At 68.9% G+C, this 18,042-nt stretch carries 19 protein-coding genes; 9 read left to right on the forward strand and 10 right to left on the reverse strand.

Features of this window, described 5'->3' with window-relative positions; translation table 11 throughout:
* Positions 1–9: 9 nt before the first annotated feature.
* Together BT264_RS07305 and BT264_RS07310 are read right to left on the reverse strand one after the other, a co-directional pair.
* Entirely contained in the window at positions 10–1,260 is a 1,251-nt protein-coding gene (locus BT264_RS07305; protein WP_072442297.1) for a YbfB/YjiJ family MFS transporter, read from the reverse strand.
* Positions 1,261–1,543: 283 nt separating this feature from the next.
* Positions 1,544–2,089, reverse strand: coding sequence for an RBBP9/YdeN family alpha/beta hydrolase (locus BT264_RS07310; RefSeq protein ID WP_072442155.1), 546 nt, complete (start codon positions 2,087–2,089; stop codon positions 1,544–1,546).
* A gap of 117 nt (positions 2,090–2,206) precedes the next feature.
* Here BT264_RS07310 and BT264_RS07315 point away from each other — a divergent pair, with 117 nt between their 5' ends.
* The 3 genes from BT264_RS07315 to BT264_RS07320 all read left to right on the forward strand — a co-directional run bounded on the left by BT264_RS07315 (position 2,207) and on the right by BT264_RS07320 (position 4,044).
* On the forward strand, positions 2,207–2,662 hold the full coding sequence (locus BT264_RS07315; RefSeq protein WP_072442157.1) for an Lrp/AsnC family transcriptional regulator: 456 nt from the start codon (positions 2,207–2,209) through the stop codon (positions 2,660–2,662).
* A gap of 247 nt (positions 2,663–2,909) precedes the next feature.
* Positions 2,910–3,032 carry a hypothetical protein gene (locus BT264_RS39810; protein ID WP_006479692.1) on the forward strand — a complete coding sequence of 41 codons (123 nt, stop codon included), beginning with the start codon at positions 2,910–2,912 and terminating at the stop codon, positions 3,030–3,032.
* Positions 3,033–3,090: 58 nt separating this feature from the next.
* Complete coding sequence (locus tag BT264_RS07320; RefSeq protein WP_072442159.1) at positions 3,091–4,044, forward strand: M29 family metallopeptidase; 954 nt, start codon at positions 3,091–3,093, stop codon at positions 4,042–4,044.
* 16 nt (positions 4,045–4,060) lie between these two features.
* Here the strand turns inward: BT264_RS07320 and BT264_RS07325 are convergent, their stop codons facing one another.
* Entirely contained in the window at positions 4,061–4,570 is a 510-nt protein-coding gene (locus tag BT264_RS07325; protein WP_072442161.1) for a GNAT family N-acetyltransferase, read from the reverse strand.
* A gap of 492 nt (positions 4,571–5,062) precedes the next feature.
* Here BT264_RS07325 and BT264_RS07330 point away from each other — a divergent pair, with 492 nt between their 5' ends.
* Together BT264_RS07330 and BT264_RS07335 are read left to right on the forward strand one after the other, a co-directional pair.
* Complete coding sequence (locus BT264_RS07330; protein WP_072442163.1) at positions 5,063–5,395, forward strand: type II toxin-antitoxin system RelE/ParE family toxin; 333 nt, start codon at positions 5,063–5,065, stop codon at positions 5,393–5,395.
* Complete coding sequence (locus BT264_RS07335) at positions 5,392–5,721, forward strand: addiction module antidote protein (RefSeq protein ID WP_072442165.1); 330 nt, start codon at positions 5,392–5,394, stop codon at positions 5,719–5,721. The genes BT264_RS07330 and BT264_RS07335 overlap by 4 nt, the downstream gene beginning before the upstream one ends.
* Positions 5,722–5,745: 24 nt before the next feature.
* On the opposite strand, the gene BT264_RS07340 is transcribed toward BT264_RS07335, so the two are convergent.
* The gene (locus tag BT264_RS07340; protein ID WP_072442298.1) at positions 5,746–7,764 is read right to left on the reverse strand and encodes a VTT domain-containing protein; all 2,019 of its coding nucleotides are present in this window, start codon (positions 7,762–7,764) and stop codon (positions 5,746–5,748) included.
* Between the two features lie 102 nt (positions 7,765–7,866).
* Entirely contained in the window at positions 7,867–8,319 is a 453-nt protein-coding gene (locus tag BT264_RS07345) for a hypothetical protein (protein WP_072442299.1), read from the reverse strand.
* Positions 8,320–8,654: 335 nt separating this feature from the next.
* Here BT264_RS07345 and BT264_RS07350 point away from each other — a divergent pair, with 335 nt between their 5' ends.
* Together BT264_RS07350 and BT264_RS07355 are read left to right on the forward strand one after the other, a co-directional pair.
* Positions 8,655–9,302: a response regulator gene (locus tag BT264_RS07350; RefSeq protein WP_072442167.1), complete on the forward strand. Its 648-nt coding sequence runs from the start codon at positions 8,655–8,657 to the stop codon at positions 9,300–9,302.
* A complete protein-coding gene (locus BT264_RS07355; protein ID WP_072442169.1) occupies positions 9,299–11,086 on the forward strand; it encodes a sensor histidine kinase in 1,788 nt (595 codons plus the stop codon). The genes BT264_RS07350 and BT264_RS07355 overlap by 4 nt, the downstream gene beginning before the upstream one ends.
* Positions 11,087–11,206: 120 nt before the next feature.
* On the opposite strand, the gene BT264_RS07360 is transcribed toward BT264_RS07355, so the two are convergent.
* The 3 genes from BT264_RS07360 to BT264_RS07370 form a co-directional block, all read right to left on the reverse strand.
* A complete protein-coding gene (locus BT264_RS07360; protein ID WP_072442171.1) occupies positions 11,207–11,482 on the reverse strand; it encodes a YlcI/YnfO family protein in 276 nt (91 codons plus the stop codon).
* 93 nt (positions 11,483–11,575) lie between these two features.
* Positions 11,576–12,886: an MFS transporter gene (locus BT264_RS07365; protein ID WP_072442173.1), complete on the reverse strand. Its 1,311-nt coding sequence runs from the start codon at positions 12,884–12,886 to the stop codon at positions 11,576–11,578.
* Positions 12,887–12,998: 112 nt separating this feature from the next.
* Positions 12,999–14,015 (reverse strand): ABC transporter substrate-binding protein, encoded by a 1,017-nt coding sequence (locus BT264_RS07370; RefSeq protein WP_072442175.1) that lies wholly within the window; start codon positions 14,013–14,015, stop codon positions 12,999–13,001.
* A 238-nt stretch (positions 14,016–14,253) separates the two neighbouring features.
* Between BT264_RS07370 and BT264_RS07375 the strand changes: the two genes are divergently transcribed.
* Together BT264_RS07375 and BT264_RS07380 are read left to right on the forward strand one after the other, a co-directional pair.
* Positions 14,254–14,919 (forward strand): response regulator transcription factor, encoded by a 666-nt coding sequence (locus BT264_RS07375; RefSeq protein WP_072442176.1) that lies wholly within the window; start codon positions 14,254–14,256, stop codon positions 14,917–14,919.
* Positions 14,906–16,327: a sensor histidine kinase gene (locus BT264_RS07380; protein WP_072442179.1), complete on the forward strand. Its 1,422-nt coding sequence runs from the start codon at positions 14,906–14,908 to the stop codon at positions 16,325–16,327. Before BT264_RS07375 ends, BT264_RS07380 begins: the two co-directional genes overlap by 14 nt.
* A 92-nt stretch (positions 16,328–16,419) precedes the next feature.
* Here BT264_RS07380 and BT264_RS07385 read toward each other — a convergent pair whose 3' ends face one another.
* Positions 16,420–17,184 (reverse strand): ABC transporter ATP-binding protein, encoded by a 765-nt coding sequence (locus tag BT264_RS07385; protein WP_072442181.1) that lies wholly within the window; start codon positions 17,182–17,184, stop codon positions 16,420–16,422.
* Positions 17,181–18,038 (reverse strand): ABC transporter ATP-binding protein, encoded by an 858-nt coding sequence (locus BT264_RS07390; RefSeq protein WP_072442182.1) that lies wholly within the window; start codon positions 18,036–18,038, stop codon positions 17,181–17,183. Before BT264_RS07390 ends, BT264_RS07385 begins: the two co-directional genes overlap by 4 nt.
* Between the last annotated feature and the right edge of the window lie 4 nt (positions 18,039–18,042).

The raw sequence follows: 18,042 nt of genomic DNA on the forward strand, positions 1-18,042 counted from the left end.
TTCGCCTGACTACGCGGCAGCCCGCAACGCGCGCTGCCCGGCCGCGAGCGCGGCGCCCGCGAACAGCGTCAGCGCCGAATACACAAGCCCGCGCGCGAGCCCCGCGCTGTCCGACACCCAGCCGATCGCGACAGGCCCGGCAATCTGACCGAACGCGAAGACCGTCGTGAACGCGCTGATCCCTTTCGCCCAGCCGTCGGGCGGCAGGTTGTGCCGCACGAACGCGGTGGTCGATGCAACAGCCGACAGGAACGTCGCGCCGAACAGCACGCCCGATGCGAACGCGGCGGCCGGATGCACGAACATCGCGGGCATCAGCGTCGCGATGCCGAGCAGCGCGTTGAGCACGGCCAGCGCCTGGCCGCCGCGCATCCGGTCGAGCAAGCGCGACCACAATCGCGCCGAGACGACGGTCGCGACGCCGAGCATCACGTAGAACGCCGATACCACCGTGCCGCTCATTCCCGCGCCGCGCAGCAGCGCGACGATGAACGTCATGTAGCCGATATAGCCGACGCCGAACAGGCCGTAGCCGGCCAGCGCGAGCGCGAAGCGGGCGGGGCTCGCGGTGACGGCCTCCAGCGCGCTGTCGCGCGGCGCGGCGTGTACCGCATGCTCGCGCTCGATACGACGCGCGGCCGACACGGCCACCGCCGAGAACAGCACGCACGCGAACGCGAGCGCAAACCATGCGGGCTGCCAGCCGTGCGCGCCCTGCGTAAGCGTGGCCGGCACGAGTAGCGACGACGCGACGATGCCCCACCCCGTGCCGCCGTAATAGAGACCGAGCAGCAGCCCCGCATCACGCGGCGACGCCGATGCGAGCCGCGCAGCCAGCACGCCGCCGCTGATGAAGATCAGCGCGCTGCCGACGCCGGTCGCGAGCCGCTGCACGAGCAGCGTGTGCATGTCCGACGTAAACCCGCATGCGGCCATCAGCAACGCGGTCAGCGCACAGCCGGCCGCGAGCAGCGCGCCCGCGTGCCGGCGCCGCGACAGTATCGGAAACACGAGCGCACCGATCAGGTAGCCCGCCGCATTTGCCGTGTTCAACGCGCCGGCCTGCGCGAACGTCCAGCCGAGATCGGCCTTCATCGGCGGCAGCAGCAGTGCATACGAAAAGCGTGCGAGGCCGAGCGCGATCGCGCTGCCGAGCGACAGGCAGATCGCCAGCCGCCACGCGGCCATGCGGTCGGGGTCGGTTGCGCCGGCATCCGGTCGCGACGAGCCGGCACGCTCCGGTTGCGGTGCCATGGGCATCGGGTTGTCTCCGTTGTCGTTCGAGGTCGGGATGCGCGCCCCCCGCGACGCCGACGTGGCGTCGCGAACGGCGGCCGCCGCATCGTCGATGCGAAATCCGCCGCAGCGCATGCGTCCATCCCGATTGCCGAGGCCGACGGCGCCGTCGAGCGATCATACTCGAGCGCTCGCGCCAACGTTGCCGCCGCGCCCGGAATCCGACGACGACCTCTGCCGCCGCCGGTTCGTCCATCCGGCGACGAAGAGCACGGGAGCACGGGAGCGCGCGAGCCGCGTGCCTGCGCTATGCGCCCAATCCGGCCGTAAAGGCCGTGAGCAGCGCGCCGCCTTCGCGCCATTCCCCCAGCCCCGCGGCCGCGTTCAGATGGCCGCGCGCGCCGAGCAGCAGCGGCGTCGCGCCATATGTGCTTGCCCACGCAATCCCGCGCCCCAACGGGTCGTACGGATCGTCCGAACTGGCGATCGCCAGCACCGGCAGGCCGCCGAAATTGCCGGTCGGCAGCTTCGCGAACACCTTTGCGGCGACCGGAAAGCGCGGGCCGCCCGGGTCGGGCACCGCGACGAGAAACGCGCCGCGCACGCTGCGCGTCGAAACGGCATGCCAATGCGCGAACAACAAGCAACCGAGCGAATGACAAATCACCAGCGGCGGCGCCGCGGCTTTCGCGACGGCCTCGTCCAACGCCGCAATCCAGTCGCTCAGGTCGGGCGCGTCCCACGAAGCCGGAGTCATGCGCGTGGCGCCGGGAAGCGTCGCCTCCCAATGACTCTGCCAGTGATCCGCGCCCGAGTTTCCGATACCCGGCACGATGACAATCGCTTGTTCCATCCCCGCCTCCATGAACACAGGAGTTCGCAGTCTGACGGGCCGGAAACACGCGCGGAATGGCAAGTCATCGGTTATTGAGACAAAATGCCGATGACTTAACGGAACAGGAGGGCGGCAATGTCGAACGGAGAACTCGATCGCCTGGATATCGCCATCCTCGAAGCCCTGCAGGAAAACGCGCGAATGCCGCTCTCCGAAGTGGGCCGGCAGATCGGACTGTCGCAGCCCGCGACTTCGGAGCGCGTCAAACGCCTGGAAGAGCGGGGCATCATCACGGGCTACGGCGCGCGGATCGATCCGGCGGCACTGGGGCTGGGGATGATGGCCATCATCCGGCTGAGAACGACGCACGAACACATCAAGCCCGCCCTGAGCGCGTTCGCCGACATGCCGCATGTGATCGAAGTCCACCGCATGACCGGCGAGGATTGCTTCCTGCTGAAGGTACGGGTGCCGACACCGGAGCAACTGGAAACCATCGTCGACGCGATTGCCCGCTTTGGCGCAGTCACGACTTCGCTGGTACTCCGGTCTGAACCGGTCAAGCCGCTCGGGAAAGCGCTGCTCGGTTGATGCGGGTCACAGCCTCGCTGGGCGCGCGCGATTCGCATGATCTGCTTCCTGCGCCGCGCCGGATCGCGCATGCTCGATGTTTAGCACCGCTCGGCTAAAAACCTTGCAGTGCATTGCCTTCCTCAATTCGTCAGACTAATATCGACGCCACTCGCCCGGCATTCACGAAATACCGGACGGGGAGCGGCAATCTTTTAGCCGTGCGCTTTCATGTTGAATCACTCATGTTCACCACAGGAGAATTGACATGCAGGAAACCCAGCAGATCGAATTGCTTGACTGGATGCAGGAAGACACGCACCCCGAGGCCGTCGACATGATGGTCGAGGACGCCGTGGTGCCGTTCGGCACCGCGCTCTGGCCGGTCTGAGCGGGCCACCCGTTCTCGCGGAAGGGCCGCGGCCCTTCCGCCGTTTCCGGAGACACGCATGCTGAACCTGCACCGCGCACTCGGCTTTCACCCCGCGCTGCGCGACAAGCTTGCGCGCGGCGAGTCGGGAAAACTGCTGGTCGGCCACGACACCCGCAACCGCGACATCGCGTTGCGCGCGTTTTCCGCCCTGCCCGATTCGCTCGACGCGACCACCCTCTGCCTCGAAACCACCCCGCCCGCCGACATCGCCGCCGCGCTCGATCGCGCCGACCTGTTCGTGCTGCTGTACGACTCGTCTTGCCTGCCGACGCCGTCGCCGAGCGGGCCGCCGTTCCTCGCGGCGATCCGCCCCGCGATCGTCGAGCACTGGGGCAAGTCGGTCTTGTTCAAGGATTACGGCCCGCATCTGGACGAGGCATTCGCCGAATCGCTCGACGACATCGCGGCACGCAACGGCCGGCTGATCGAAGCGGCCGCGCGCGCATCGCGGATCCGCTTCATCGACGAAGCCGGCAACACGCTGACGGGCTCGCTCGCGCCGGATCAGAAATGGACGAGCGTGGACGGAATGGGCAATCTCGACGTCGTGCCCGGCGAGATCGCGACGCACGTCACCGACCTGAACGGCTCGGTCGTGTTCAGCGGCACGTTTCTCGGCACCGTGCCGTTCGCGATCAAGTACAAGGTGGTCGAGCGGCTCGCGACGCTGCATGTCGAAGGCAGCACGATCGTCGATTTCGACAGCGACGACGCGGGCTTCCGGCGCGACTTCTCGACCTATCTCGACCGGCACGCGAATCACCGGCGGATCGAGGAATTCGGCATCGGCACCAACCTCGGGATCCGCGGGCTATACGGCCGCAATGCAGGATTCGAGGAACGCCATCCGGGCCTGCATCTCGGGCTCGGCGGCGGCGAAAACGGCAGCCACCACCTCGACCTGATCTTCGCGCGCGGCACGCTCGCGCTCGACGAGCGGATCGTGTTCGACGGCGCATTCGCCGTCTGACGAAGCGGCTGCGTGTTCAGGCTTCGGCGGCCGCCGCGTCGCCGAGCCACTTGAACATCACGAAACAATCGACGAACCCGAGCCGCGCGTGACGGTACGCGCGCGGCAGGCGGCCGACGATCTCGAATCCCAGCTTCTGCCACAGCGCGACCGCGACCTCGTTCGTCGCGACCACCGAGTTGAACTGCATCGCGAGAAAACCGCGCTCGCGTGCGACCTGCTGCGAGTGCTCGCACATCAGGCGCGCGACGCCGCGGCCGCGCGCCGCGTCGCTCACCATGTAGCCGCAGTTGCACACGTGATTGCCGGGCCCGGCCGCGTTCGCCTTCAGGTAGTACGAACCGAGCAGCACGCCGTCCTCTTCGGCGATCCATGTGCAGAGCGGCGCGTCGAGCCATAGTGCGCGCGCTGCCTCGGGCGTCGGCGCGGGATCGAATGCATAGGTTTCCTGAGCAGCGACGATGGTGCGGTAGGTCGGCCAGAAGCGCGGAAAATCGTCCTCGGTCATCGGGCGAAGCGTGATCATGCGGGTTCTCTCGTGAAGGCGATGTTGGCCGGAAGGCAATCGATCGTACCGCGATTCGTCGATAGCCGCCGACCCGCGGCACGCCGCTGCGATACACGCCCTGCGGCACGCCATACCGGCGCTCGAGTGCCGGCGAGAAACCTGGCAGGCGCTCGCCGTCGCGTCGCCGGCAGGTTTGCCGCTCACGTCATTCCCTCCAGACACCCACACTCGGCGCGTGCCTCGTCATCGCACCATCGACACAGGCCATTCAGCCGAATCGCCGCTGTACACACCGGATGAAAGAATGATCGTCGTCCGGGAAACCGGCTTCGCTGCCTGAAACCCCGAATCATGAAGACGCTGCATGCGCTCCGGCCGCAGCGCCGTTGCGTTGCATGCCGTCTCGATCCGACGACCGGCAACGCGTGCATCGCACCCCGTTCACACCACCTGTGGCAGCCCGCATGGCCGCCTCGTTCCCTTCACCATTTTTGTAGCTTATAAGTTACAATCCCATCCAAGTTCGAACTGCTTCGCTATCAGCGCGACGACGGTCGCGAGCCTTTCACCGAATGGCTGAACGCCGTGCGCGACAAGTTCGCCCAGGCGCGGATTCGAGAACGCCTCCGCCGTGTGCAGACAGGCAACTTCGGCGATTGCGAGCCTGTCGGCGAAGGCGTGATCGAACTGCGCATCCATGTCGGTGCCGGCTATCGCGTGTACTTCGGCCGGCACGGCGGTGCACTGGTGCTGCTGCTGTCCGGCGGCGACAAGGGCAGTCAACCCGACGACATCAGGCGTGCAAAGGAACACTGGTCGAACTGGAAACGGAGGCAAATGTGAGCAAGCTCAAAGGCGCGGTATCGCACCACGACGCGGAAGTCGCCGAACTCGGCGCCGATCGCGACCTCGCGGTGGCCTATCTGCGCGTCGCAATGGAATCGCTCGACGATCCCGACAACCGCGCGGCCGCCCTGCTCGCGCTGCGCACGGTCGCGGAAGCGTACGGCGGGCTCGGCGCCGTCGCGGCCGAAGCCGGCATCAGCCGCGAATCGCTGTATCGCACGCTGTCCCCCAACGGCAACCCGACGCTGAAAACCCTGCTCGCGGTGCTCAAGACGGTCGGCCTGCGCCTGTCCGTCGTCCCCGCGCAGCCGGCGCATGCGTAAGCGGCGCGCGGCCCGCCTGCCCGCTCACGGCCTGACCATCCACACCAGCAGCATCCCGGCCGGCGCGGCATTCATCCCCGCCGGCGGATGCTCGATCGTCGGCTCGACCGCCAGCGCCTGCGCGATCGCCGCCGCATCGTCGATCGGCGTCGTCCGCACGATCGTCATCAGCCGCGCCGGCCGGTGCAGCGTCTCGCGATACAGTGCGCCGTACCACAGCGGCCGCGTGCCGAGCGCATCCTGCAGCACGTACGGATAACGCCACAGCCGCAGCACGACACGGCTTTCAGGGTGGCCCGGATCGACGCGGACGAACACGCGGCGCGTGCTCTCGCCGTGCGTGTAGCGCGGCAGCACCGGCAGCGTGTCGACCGGCGCCTGCGGCAACAGCCAGCGCAGCGCGGTGGCGGGCGACCACGGCGTCGCGCGCTGCCAGCCGGCCTGCGCGAGATGGCGATCGAGCGTGTCCGACGTCGCGCTCCATTGCAGCGGCAGATATTCCTCGCGATCGCCGCCGATCTCGGTGCGCCGCGTCGGCACGCGCTGCCACCCGCCGCGCATCCACTGATCGACGGTCATCGCGACCACGTCGCCGACATGCGGGCGCGCCGCGCGGTCGAGCTGCCATTGCGCGGGAACCGTCCATACGCCGGCCGTCGCGAGCACCACGACCACCGCGACGAGCGCGCCCCTCGACTGCACATGCTCGCGCACGCGCCAGTACGCATAAGCGCCGGCGAGCACCGCGAACCACGCCAGCCCGAGGCTCCAGCCGCCGAGCAGACCCGACAGCCACGTGTCGCCGACATACAACCGCGCGAAGCCGCCGAGCACGATCCACAGCACGACCGCCGTCACGACCGGGATGCGCCACCGCGCGGGCCCGTCGTGCGCCAGCACCCAGCCGAGGCCGCTGCTCGCGAGAATCGCGAACGCGGCATCGGCATCGGGCAGCGGCACGTGCAGTGCGCCGGGCGGCAGGCTCGCGGGCGTCGCGCCGGGCACGCCCGCGCCGAACACCGGCACGAGCACGACGGCGATGCCGATCGTCGCGAGCCACCACGCGGACGTCAGCCAGCAGCGATGAATCATCAGCCAGACGAGAAACGCGGCCGCGACGATCAGCCCCGTATCGTGCCCGTGCAGCACCGCGAGCGCGCTCATCGCGGCATCGACGGGCGGCGTGCGCAGGTTCTGCAGGAACGCGTACAGCGCGATGTCCGCCTGCATCAGCGGATCGTTCGCGACGACATCCTGCACGAGCCCCGCGAACAGCCACACGCAGCCGACGAACAGCAGCGCGAGCACCGGCACCGCGCCCGGCAGGCGACGCACGCGCGCGATCGTGTCGTGCAGCCGCGCGCCGAACCGCGGCCAGCGGCGTGCACAGGCGTGCGCGACTTCGACGAGCGCGCGACGCAGCAGCGGCCAGCCGCGACGCAACGCGACGCGCACGCCGATCCACACCAGCGCGACCAGCGCGGCGACGACCGCCAGGATCGCGGCGACCCGCACGCTGATCGCCGCGGCCAGGACGGCCGATGCGCCGAACAGGATGCCCGGCGCCACATGAACGGGCGCCCACACGAGTGCCGATATCACGTTGACCGGATAGAACGACCGGCGCGGCAGCGTCGCGCAGCCGACGACGACCGGCACGACCGCGCGCACCGGCGCGAGGAAGCGCGCGAGCACGATGCTCTTCATGCCGTGACGCAGCACGAACTCCTCACCACGCGCGTAAGCGGCTGCGTAGCCGAAGCGCGCCCACGCGTTGCGGATCACCCCGCCATAGTGCCGCCCGAGCTCGTAGCTGATCCCGTCGCCGACCACGGCGCCGACGGCCGCGACGCCGATCGTCGTCCACCCGTCGAGCGCGCCCGCGCCGATCAGCGCACCGGCCGCGAACATCACGGCACCGGCCGGCACGACCGTGCCGACCAGCGCGATCGCCTCGGCGCAGGCGGTCAAGAACACGATCGCCAGCACGAGCAGCGGATGCGCGCCGATCGCGCCGATCCACGCGTGGATCGTGTCGCTCATCGCGCGCTCCAAAGCGGTGCGGCCCGGTGTGCGAACACCGGGCCGGCAGTGGCGTGGGGAACGTTCATCGCGAGGTGCGCGCGGTCGAGCCGGCGTCGGAGGTCAATCGAACTCGTACTGCCGCGCATCGGCCTCGAGCGGCGCGTCGTGGTACCCGACCGTCGCGATCTCGTGCAGATAGCGCGCGAGAAACGCGCCGATCGACCCGGCGGCCTCGAATTGATGCACGTGACGGAATTCGTGGGTCAGCAGGCGGCGCGTGTCTTGCCCGCGCAGCACGAACACCGCATGGCCGAGCGTGAGCCCGATCGTCCCCGGCGACAGCAGCCCCGTGTCGCGTGCGATCGCGGCCAGCGAAGGCGTGTCGGGGAACGGCATGCGGTCGACGATCACGACGCGGATCCGCTCCGCCTGCGCGACGCCCACGGTGCGCGCGTCGTCGGCCTGCGCCGGCGTCAGCGGCACGCCCTGCGCGATCCCGCGCGCCGCCTCCGCTTCGGCCCATGCGACGGCGGCAGGCAGTGCGGACGGAAGGATATCGGCAAGGTCGATCATCGCGGGGCTCCTCGGTTGGCGCGGCGGCATCGGGCACCAGTTTAGTCCCGAATCGGGGCCGTTCGCGGGGCCGTTCGCGGGGCGCTTCGCGTGACGCCGCGCAGGTCCGCCCCCGGGCGCATCAGTCATCAGGGAATACCCTATTCCACAAGCGGTCCACGCCGCTTCCTTTCCGTCGATTACTTCGGTTCAGTACACATTCCGGGGTCGGATATCTCGAAAATTTCCCGGATGTGTACCGTTTTGGGATTCGGCGGAATATATTGATCGGAAGAACAATCGCGGCGGCAACCGGACGGCAGGGTCCGCGGCGTCATCCCGAAGAGGGTCGCTCGATGATCAGGGTAATTCTGGCTGACGATCACGCAGTCATGCGAGACGGACTGCGTCATATCCTGGAGAGGGCCGGCGGTTTCGAAATCGTCGGCGAGGCGAGCGACGGCCCGGCCACGCTCGCGCTGGCCGAGCGCAGCGCCGCCGACGTGCTGCTGCTCGACCTGTCGATGCCCGCGCCGACCGGCATCGAGCTGATCCGGCTGGTCAAGAGCCACGCGCCGTCACTGCGCACGCTCGTGCTGACGATGCATGCCGAGGCGCAGTACGCGGCGCGCGCGTTCAAGGCCGGCGCAGTCGGTTACCTGACGAAGGACAGCGCGACCGCCGAGCTCGTCGAGGCCGTGGGCAAGGTCGCGGCGGGCGGCGTCTACGTGAGCCCGTCGGCGGCCGAAAGCCTCGCGCGCACGCTGCGCGCGCCGGCCCAAACGCTGCCGCACGAACGGCTGTCCGCGCGCGAGCTCGACGTGATGCGCCGCATCGTCGCGGGCCAGACCGTCACGCAGATCGCGTCCGAACTCGCGCTGAGCGCGAAAACGGTCAGCACATACAAGACGCGGATCCTCGAGAAGATGGAACTGCCGCACGAAGCCGCGCTGGTCCGCTACGCGATGCGCCACGATCTCGACCCCGGCGTCGACGACGCATGACGACCACCCTCCACTTACCGCCTGCCCCCGCGGACGACGCCGATCCGGACGCGTCGCGCCTGTTCATGTCGTCGCTGCCGCCGGGGCGGCGCGAGCGGCGGCTCGCGATCGCGACCGTGCTCGTGTCGGCCGCGATCTTCGCCACGCTCGCGCCGTTCGCGGGCATGCCGCTCGCGCCGGGCTGGGCGTTCATCCCCGTGTACCAGTCGGCGATCGTCGTCAACGACATGGTGACGGCCGGCCTCCTGCTCGGCCAGTACGCGATCCTGCGCGAAAAATCGCTGCTCGCGCTCGCGGGCGGCTACCTGTTCACGGGCTTCATGGCCGGCACGCACATGCTGACCTTCCCGGGGCTGTTCGCGCCGACGGGCCTGCTCGGCGCCGGCGAACAGACCACGGCCTGGCTGTACCTGTTCTGGCACGGCGGCTTTCCGCTCGCGGTGGCCGCCTATGCGCTGCTGCGCGCGGCGTCGCGCACGCGCCCGATCCCGGCCCCGCAGCGCCGCGCGGCGATTCCGGTGGTGCTCTGCATCGCCGCGGCGGCCGCCGCGACGGCCGCGCTCGCGGTGCTCGCGACCGCCGGCCACGACCTGCTGCCGCGCATCATGCACGGCAACCGGATGGCCGCGACGATGACGAACGCGATCACGGTCGTCTGGGCGCTGAACCTGGTTGCACTGGTGCTGATGTGGCGGCAGCGTCGCCATCATTCCGTGCTCGACCTGTGGGTGATGACCGTGCTCGTTGCCTGGCTGTTCGACATCGCGCTGTCGTCGATGCTCAATCACGGGCGCTTCGATCTCGGCTTCTACGCGGGCCGCGCGTACGGCCTCGTCGCGTCCGGCGTCGTGCTGTTCGCGATGCTGTTCGAGAACGGCCGGCTGCATGCGCAGACGGTGCGCGCACTGGCCGGCGCGCGCTACCAGCATCTGCTCGTCGTGCAGAAGAGCGCGCAGCTGAACGAGGCGAACGAACGGCTCGAACAGCGCGTCGCCGCGCGCACCGCGCAACTGAGCGCGTCGAACCGCGACCTGCGGCGCGAAGTCGAGGAGCGCGTGCGCGCGGAGCGGGCGCTGCAGGCGTCACGCGAGGAACTGCGCGAGATCGCCGCGATCAGCGCGACCGCGCGTGAGGCCGAGCAGCGCCGCATCGCCCGCGAGCTGCACGACGAACTCGCGCAGACGCTCGCGGCGCTGAAGAACGATCTCGAATGGCTGATCGACCGCGTGCCGCAGGACGACGCGCCGCTGGCGCGCAAGATCGCGGCGATGCACACGATGGCACGCGGCGCGGTGGCCGCGACGCGGCGCATCGCGTCGGACCTGCGCCCGCTGATGCTCGACGATCTCGGCTTCGCGGCGGCGATGCAATGGCTCGTGGAGGATTTCCGGCACCGTCACGGAATCGCGTGCGGGCTGCATGTCGATCCGCCCGAGTTGCAGCTCGACGAGCCGTATGCGACGGCCGTGTTCCGCATCGCGCAGGAAGCGCTCGCGAACGTCGCGCGGCACGCGGCCGCGTCGCATGCGGATGTCGAGCTCGTGCACGGCGACGATGCGATCGCGCTGACGATTCGCGACGACGGCGCGGGATTCGATCCCGGCGTGCAACGTAAGTCGAACTCGTTCGGACTGGTCGGTTTGCGTGAGCGTGCGTACCTCGTCGGCGGCACGCTGCGGATCACGACGACGCTCGGCGAAGGCACGACGGTCGAGGTGGAGATTCCGCTGTCGCATCCGCAGGTAGCTGTTGCGCATGGGGGAGATGAGGCTTCGCGCGGGTAGGCGGTCGAATGCGGCGGTGCCGCGACGCTGACGCGGTCAGTGGTAATCGTCTTCTCGTTGATGGCGGACGGCGAGGATCGTGACTTGCGTCCGCGATGCATGAATCGCCATCCCAATGGCTTACCCGAGCGCTCTTGTCGCCCGTGCCGCTTTCAGCATGCGCTCGAGTTCAGCCTGGACGTTTACAGCGTCGATGTATTCGCCGGTCCGCCGCGCCTCGTCGCGTGATGCGAGACCACGCGCGACAAACTCGCGCTGCACGCGTCGGCGCGCAACGCGAGCGCGCAACGCCGATTCGATGAACGCGGAGAGCGTCTCGTTTTTCGCCAGAACGGATTCAGCGGCTTCAAGCAATTGCGGATCGATCCGGAACGCGGACTTCGTCGCAGAATTCATTGCATTCCCCACATGTGTCAATGGATCGCACGGTAGCACACCGACACGCTCCAGGAGCGTGAACCGGTTGGAGCAGCCACGAATCCATGCGCGTCACACCCGCGCCGCGACCATCCCCCGCTCCGAGCGCGTCCACGCGACCAGCGCGCCGATCCCGAGCAGCGCGAGGCACACGATCGGCACGATCATCGGCCCGAACGCGGTGCCCGTCACCTTGCCCGCGAACGGCATCAGGTTCTGGCTGAAGAAACCGCCGAGGTTGCCGATCGAATTGATCGCCGCGACGCTCGCCGCCGCCCGCGCGCCGGTGAAATAGCGCGGCGGCATCGACCAGAAGCACGGATACAGCAGCGGGATGCATGCGCCGCCGAGCACGAGCGCGATGAAGCGCAGCGGCGTCGACGGCAGCACGAGGCTCAGCAGGAAGCCGAGCGCGCCGAGCGCCGCGACGATCGCTATCGTGCGCAGGATGCTCTTCGCGCGGCGCAGCTTCGCCGGCAGCCACAGCAGCAGCAGCACCGCGAGCGCCCACGGCAGCATGCTCAGGAAACCGTTCGTGCTGCTCGACACGCCGAACGATTTCACGAGCGTCGGCAGCCAGTACGTGACGCCGTACAGCGACGTCGACATCAGCATGTAGGTCGCCGCGAACAGCATCACGCGCGGATCGAGCAGCGCCTTCCACGGCTGACCATGCTCGGCCTGCGCGGGTTTCTCGCGCTCCAGCGCGGCCGCGACGATCTGCTTCTCGCGCTCGTCGAGGAACGGCGCCTCGCGAAACGACGCGGGCAGCACGCGGAACACGACGATCGCGACGATCACGGCCGGAATGCCGGTTGCGATGAACACCCACTGCCAGCCCGCCAGCCCCCACACGCCGTTCAGGCTCAGCAGCACGCCGCCGACCAGCGAGCCGAGCATGTTCGCGAGCGCGCTGCCGAGCGTGAAGATGCCGAGCACCTTCGCGCGGTAGCTTTGCGGAAACCACAGCGTCAGGTAGTAGATCACGCCCGGATAGAAGCCGGCCTCGGCGATGCCGAGCAGGAAGCGCAGCGAGCAGAACGCGGGCATCGACGTCGTGAAGCCCATCAGCACGGTGATGAGGCCCCACGTCAGCATGATCCGCGCGAGCCATACGCGCGCGCCGTAGCGATGCAGCGCGAGCGTGCTCGGCACCTCGAACAGCAGATAGCCGATGAAGAACAGCGACGACGCGAGCCCGAACGCGGCCTCCGTCATCCCGAGGCTGTGCACCATCTGCAGCTTCGCGAAGCCGACGTTCTGCCGGTCGATGAACGCGATCAGGAACATCACGACGAGGATGGGCAGCAGGCGCCGCGCCACCTTCGACATGATGCGCTGTTCTTCGGCGGACGCGGGGTCCAGGGTTTCGGTAGCGTTCACTACGGGCTCCTTACGTGAATCGGTTGCGTGTCGGTTGAATCGGCGCCGCGCGCAACGAAGGCGCGGACGCGGAATGTTTCGATGAATGTCGCTTGTCGGCCGTCGGCGGCGCTCAACCCGACCGGTAGTCGTCGAGCATCGGCGCGAACATCTCGTGCCACGCGCGCGGCTTCGCCTTGATCGTGCCGGCCAGGTACAGGAATTCGACGTAATCCATCAACTGGTTCGGCCGCACCGAGAAGCGCGTATCGGGCGCGGCGAGCATCCGCATCACGTCGTCGTGCGACACGCCGACGCCCGACGACGCCGCATAAAGCGCGGCCGCCGCGCGCGGATCCTGCGCGATCAGGCGGTTCGCTTCGTCGAGCGCGCCGAGAAACGCGGCGGCCAGCGCGGGCTCCGTATCGACGAGCCGCTTCGGCGCGAACACGACGTCGAGCGTCAGCGGGCCGAGCACGTCGACCGAACTCACGACGCGGTGGATACCCGGCTGCCGCAACTCGAGCGTCGAGAACGGCGGCGACGTGAAGTGCGCGGTGACGCCGTTCTCGCGGCGGATCAGCGCCTGCATCGCCTGCGGATGCGGCAGGTTCACGGTGATCGAATCGAGCTGCGCGAAATGCTTCGGACCGAGCTGCCGGCTCGCGACCATCTGCAGCACGACGGCCGACAACGACGTGCGGATGCCGGGCACCGCGATCCGGTCGGACGGCGTGAAGTCGCGCAGCGACGCGAGGCCCGGACGGTTCGCGTTCAGCGACAGCGACGTGGTCGACAGCCCGCTGATGCCGATCACCTCGACGTTCGGAATGCCGCGCGCCCGCGCCCACAGCTCGATGAAGCCCGGCGCGCCGGCGCCCGCGAAATCCAGCGTGCCGGCCATCATCGCGTCGTTGACGGAATTGCCGCCGTCGAGCAGCACCCAGTCGACCGCGACGTCGCGCACGCCGTGCCGCGCCGCGTGCCGCTCGAACAATCGCTGCTTCTCCATCACGAGCAGCGGCAGGTACAGCACGCCGTAGCCCTTCGAGATCCGCACCGTGCGCGGCTTCGCGCGCACCAGCGCCGGCGCGGCGAGCGCGCCGAGCCCGGCGGCGATCAATGCGCGGCGGCGCGGCGACGTCGTCATGCGTGCGCCGCCTTGCGACGGGCGGCAAACGGCCACGCGAGGGCCGGCGGCGCGCTGCGGCGCGCGTGCGTCGTGCCCGTGACTTGCTGCATGTTGCCGTCTCCTTGAATATTTCTGGTATTAATGCCGTCCTTGCGTGCTGCTTCCGGCTCGACACAGGTTATCGACCGAGTCTGAGAAAATGCTGACATCCCGGCCCCGGGAAAACCCCTAATCCACCCACCTGAAAAACGGCACCATGCGCATTCTCGTCGTGGAGGACGATGCCGAAATCGGCGCGGCGATCCGCAGCCGCCTGGCGCGGCTCGGCCACGCGGTCGATCTCGAAACCGACGGCGCGACCGCGAACGGGCTGCTGCGCGTCGAGCGCTTCGACCTCGTCGTGCTCGACGCGAACCTGCCCGGCATGGACGGGTTCGCGGTGCTGCGCAACCTGCGCGCGTCGGGCGGCACGACGCCCGTGCTGCTCGTCACCGCGCGCTCGGCGATCGACGACCGCGTGAGCGGCCTCGGCCTCGGCGCCGACGACTATCTGGTGAAACCGTTCGACTACCGCGAGCTCGATGCGCGCGTGCAGGCGCTCCTGCGCCGCAACAGCGGCCACGCGAACGACGTGCTGACGCTCGGCGGCCTCGTGATCGACCGCAGCAGCCGCCTCGCCGAGCTCGACGGCCAGCCGCTGTCGCTGTCGCGCCAGGAATTCGCGCTGCTCGAAATCCTCGCGAGCCGACCGCAGCGCATCTTCTCGAAGGAAGAGCTGCTGAACCAGTTGTTCAGCTTCGGCAACGAGCCGACCGCGAACGCGGTCGAGCAATACGTGACGCGCGTGCGCAGGAAGCTGCAGGGCAGCTCGGTCGAGATCCGCACCGCGCGCGGGATGGGGTATCAGATTGCCGCGCACTGACTGGTTCCCGAAGACGCTGTTCGGACGCACGCTGCTCTTCATCGCGCTCGTCGTCGCGACCGGCGCGCTCGCGCTCGCGGCGATCGCGCGCTACTACGCGGGCGTCGCAGCCGAACGCGCGTACGACCAGCTGCTCGCCGGCGCGTCGATCCAGGTCGCGGAAAACCTCTACGTGCAAGGCGGCGTGCTCGCACTGAATCCGCCGGTGGCCGCGCTGTCGACGCTGTCGCGCTACGACCTCGTCTACTACAAGGTCGTCGATTCGCGCGGCATCGTCGTGGCCGGCTACAACGATCTCGCGAGCTCCGCGACGCTCGCCGCCGCGAAACAAGGCCCTGCATTCGCGAACGCCGTCTACCAGGGGCACCGGATCCGCACGGCGACGATCGCGCGCTACATGCCCGAGGAAAGCACGCCGGGCTGGGCGCTCGTGACCGTTGCGCAAACAACCAACGCGCGCCAGCAGCTCACGAACGACATGAGCATCAAGGTGTGGACGCTGATCCTGCTGATGAGCGTGCTCGCGATCGGCGCGAGCGGCCTCGCGATCCGGCGCGGCCTGCGCCCGCTCGCGCAGATCGGCACCATCATCGCCGCGCGCGACCCGGCCGACCTGCGGCCGGTGGCCGTCGACACGCCGAGCGAGATAGACGCGATCATCGGCTCGATCAACGGGTTGATACACCGCCTGGCCGAACGCATCAATGCGATGCAGCGCTTCATCGCCGACGCCGCGCACCAGATGCGCACGCCGCTCGCGCGGCTCGACGCGCAGATCGAACTGCTCGACGGCGAATCCGATCCCGCGCGCCATGCGGCACGCCTCGACGCGCTGCGCGCGACCTGCTCGGACGTCGGCCGCCTCACCGGCCAGCTGCTCAATCATGCGATGGTGATCCATCGCATCGAGGCCGTGCCGCTGCAACCGGTCGAACTCGTCGCGCTCGCGAAGGACGTGCTCGGCCGCACGATTCCGCTCGCGGACGAGCGCGACGTCGCCGTCGCGTTCGCGAGCGACGCGCCGCTTGCGTGGATCGACGGCGATGCAATCAGCTTGCAGGAAGCGCTGTCGAACGTGCTGCACAACGCGCTGCTGCATGGTCATGCCGACGACATCGTCGTCTCGGTCGCGACCGCGGGCAACGCCGACGGCGCGGTCACGCTGACCGTCACCGACAACGGCCGCGGGATTCCGCGCGAGCACTGGGACGCCGCATTGCAGCCGTTCGTGCGGCTCGCGCCGGACGGCAGCGAACGGCGCACGGGGTCGGGCCTCGGGCTCGCGATCGTGCAGGAAGTGATGAAAGCGCACGGCGGGCGCGTCGGGTTTGCGTTTCCGGAAGCGGGTGGGTTCGCGGTGGTGATGACGTTTCCGCGGGCGGCGGGGATCGGCGCCAGGCAGGCATAGGCCGGTGGAACCCGGCTCACGGTCGATCGGGTACTTGCTTCGACTCTTGAGCCGCAGGTGATCATGTGTCGGCCACCGATGAGCCACGCCAACTACGCCGCCACCGCCTCCCCGCCCAGATACGCATCGCGCACTCGCTCATCGTCGAGCAGCGCCGTCGCGGGCCCTTCGAGCACGACGCGCCCGGTCTGCAGCACGTACCCGTAGTGCGCGATCTCCAGCGCGAGGCTCGCATTCTGCTCGACCATGAACACCGTCACGCCCTGCTTGTTGATCGCGTCGATCAGTTCGAGCACCTTGTCGACGTAGAGCGGCGACAACCCCATCGTCGGCTCGTCCATGCAGATCAGCTTCGGCCGCGCCATCAGCGCGCGCGCCATCGCGAGCATCTGCTGCTCGCCGCCCGACAGCGTGCCCGCGCGCTGCGCGAGCCGCTCCCGTACGCGCGGAAACAGGTCGAGCACGCGTTCGTAATCTTCCGCCACTGCCGTGCGGTCGCTGCGCGTATACGCACCCATCAGCAGGTTCTCCCGCACGCTCATGTCGCCGAACAGCCGCCGCGCCTCGGGCACGGCCGCGATTCCGCGTCGCACGCGCTGCGGCGTCGCGAGCGCCGTTACGTCGTCGCCGTCGAAACGCACGACGCCGCGGCGCGGCCGCATCAGCCCGAGAATCAGCTTCATCGTCGTCGATTTGCCGCTCGCATTGCCGCCGAGCAGGCTGACGATCTGCCCGCGGCCCACTTCGAAGTTCACGTCGAAATGCACCTGCACCGGCCCGTAGAACGTATCGAGGTGTTCGAGTTTCAGCAGCGCGTCGGTCATGATCGTGTCGGGTCCGGTGGAAAGCGTGTTCATGCAGCCGCCTGCGTCGTGCGCTCCGCGGCAGCACCGCCCGCGTGACGCCGGCCAAGGTACGCCTCGATCACGCGCGGATCGTGCCGCACGTCGCGCGGCGCGCCTTCGGCGATCTTTACGCCGTTGTCGAGCACCATCACGCGGTCGGACACGCGCATCACGAGTTCGAGCTTGTGCTCAATCAGCAGGATCGTCAGGCCGCGCGCCTTCAGCGACTGGATCAATTGCAGCATCTCGGCCGTCTCCGTCTCGTTCATCCCGGCCGTCGGTTCGTCGAGCAGCAGCAGGCGCGGATGCAGCGCGAGCGCGCGGCCGATCTCCACGCGCCGCCGGTTCGCGTACGACAGGCTGTGCGCCGGATGATCGATGCGCGGCGTGAGCCGTTCGCCGAACCCGGCGACGATCGCGCGCGCCTCGTCGCGCAGCGCCGCTTCCTCGCGCCGCACCGACGCGGGCCGCACGAGCGCGCGCAGCACCTCGGCCGCCGCGCCGAGCGCTGGCCAGCCGGGCCGTGCCGCACGCAACCGCGCATGCGCGCCGATCAGCACGTTGTCGAGCACGCTCAGGTTGCCGAACACGCGGCCGTGCTGGAACGTGCGCGCGATGCCGAGCGCCGCGAGCCGTTCAGGCGCCGTGCCCGTGATGTCGCGGCCGTCGAACGTCACGCGGCCGGCATCGGGCCGATCGGCACCCGCGATCAGGTTGAACAGCGTCGACTTGCCGGCGCCGTTCGGCCCGATCACGCTCAACAGTTCGCCGTCGGCGAGCGTCAGGCTCGCGCCGTCGAGCGCGGTCACGCCGTCGAAGCGGCGCGTCAGGCCCTGCACGTCGAGCAAGGGTCGGGGGGTGGTCATCGCA

The sequence above is a fragment of the Burkholderia sp. NFPP32 genome (genome assembly GCF_900119325.1).
GTDB classification, from domain to species: domain Bacteria; phylum Pseudomonadota; class Gammaproteobacteria; order Burkholderiales; family Burkholderiaceae; genus Burkholderia; species Burkholderia pyrrocinia_C.

Coding starts and splice junctions, on each gene's coding strand:
- BT264_RS07315 (WP_072442157.1), top strand. CDS start 2,207: ATGTCGAACGGAGAACTCGATCGCCTGGATATCGCCATCCTCGAAGCC.
- BT264_RS39810 (WP_006479692.1), top strand. CDS start 2,910: ATGCAGGAAACCCAGCAGATCGAATTGCTTGACTGGATGCAGGAAGAC.
- BT264_RS07370 (WP_072442175.1), bottom strand. CDS start 14,015: ATGACGACGTCGCCGCGCCGCCGCGCATTGATCGCCGCCGGGCTCGGC.
- BT264_RS07310 (WP_072442155.1), bottom strand. CDS start 2,089: ATGGAACAAGCGATTGTCATCGTGCCGGGTATCGGAAACTCGGGCGCG.
- BT264_RS07340 (WP_072442298.1), bottom strand. CDS start 7,764: ATGAGCGACACGATCCACGCGTGGATCGGCGCGATCGGCGCGCATCCG.
- BT264_RS07385 (WP_072442181.1), bottom strand. CDS start 17,184: ATGAACACGCTTTCCACCGGACCCGACACGATCATGACCGACGCGCTG.
- BT264_RS07355 (WP_072442169.1), top strand. CDS start 9,299: ATGACGACCACCCTCCACTTACCGCCTGCCCCCGCGGACGACGCCGAT.
- BT264_RS07375 (WP_072442176.1), top strand. CDS start 14,254: ATGCGCATTCTCGTCGTGGAGGACGATGCCGAAATCGGCGCGGCGATC.
- BT264_RS07345 (WP_072442299.1), bottom strand. CDS start 8,319: ATGATCGACCTTGCCGATATCCTTCCGTCCGCACTGCCTGCCGCCGTC.
- BT264_RS07350 (WP_072442167.1), top strand. CDS start 8,655: ATGATCAGGGTAATTCTGGCTGACGATCACGCAGTCATGCGAGACGGA.
- BT264_RS07390 (WP_072442182.1), bottom strand. CDS start 18,038: ATGACCACCCCCCGACCCTTGCTCGACGTGCAGGGCCTGACGCGCCGC.
- BT264_RS07320 (WP_072442159.1), top strand. CDS start 3,091: ATGCTGAACCTGCACCGCGCACTCGGCTTTCACCCCGCGCTGCGCGAC.
- BT264_RS07305 (WP_072442297.1), bottom strand. CDS start 1,260: ATGCCCATGGCACCGCAACCGGAGCGTGCCGGCTCGTCGCGACCGGAT.
- BT264_RS07325 (WP_072442161.1), bottom strand. CDS start 4,570: ATGATCACGCTTCGCCCGATGACCGAGGACGATTTTCCGCGCTTCTGG.
- BT264_RS07360 (WP_072442171.1), bottom strand. CDS start 11,482: ATGAATTCTGCGACGAAGTCCGCGTTCCGGATCGATCCGCAATTGCTT.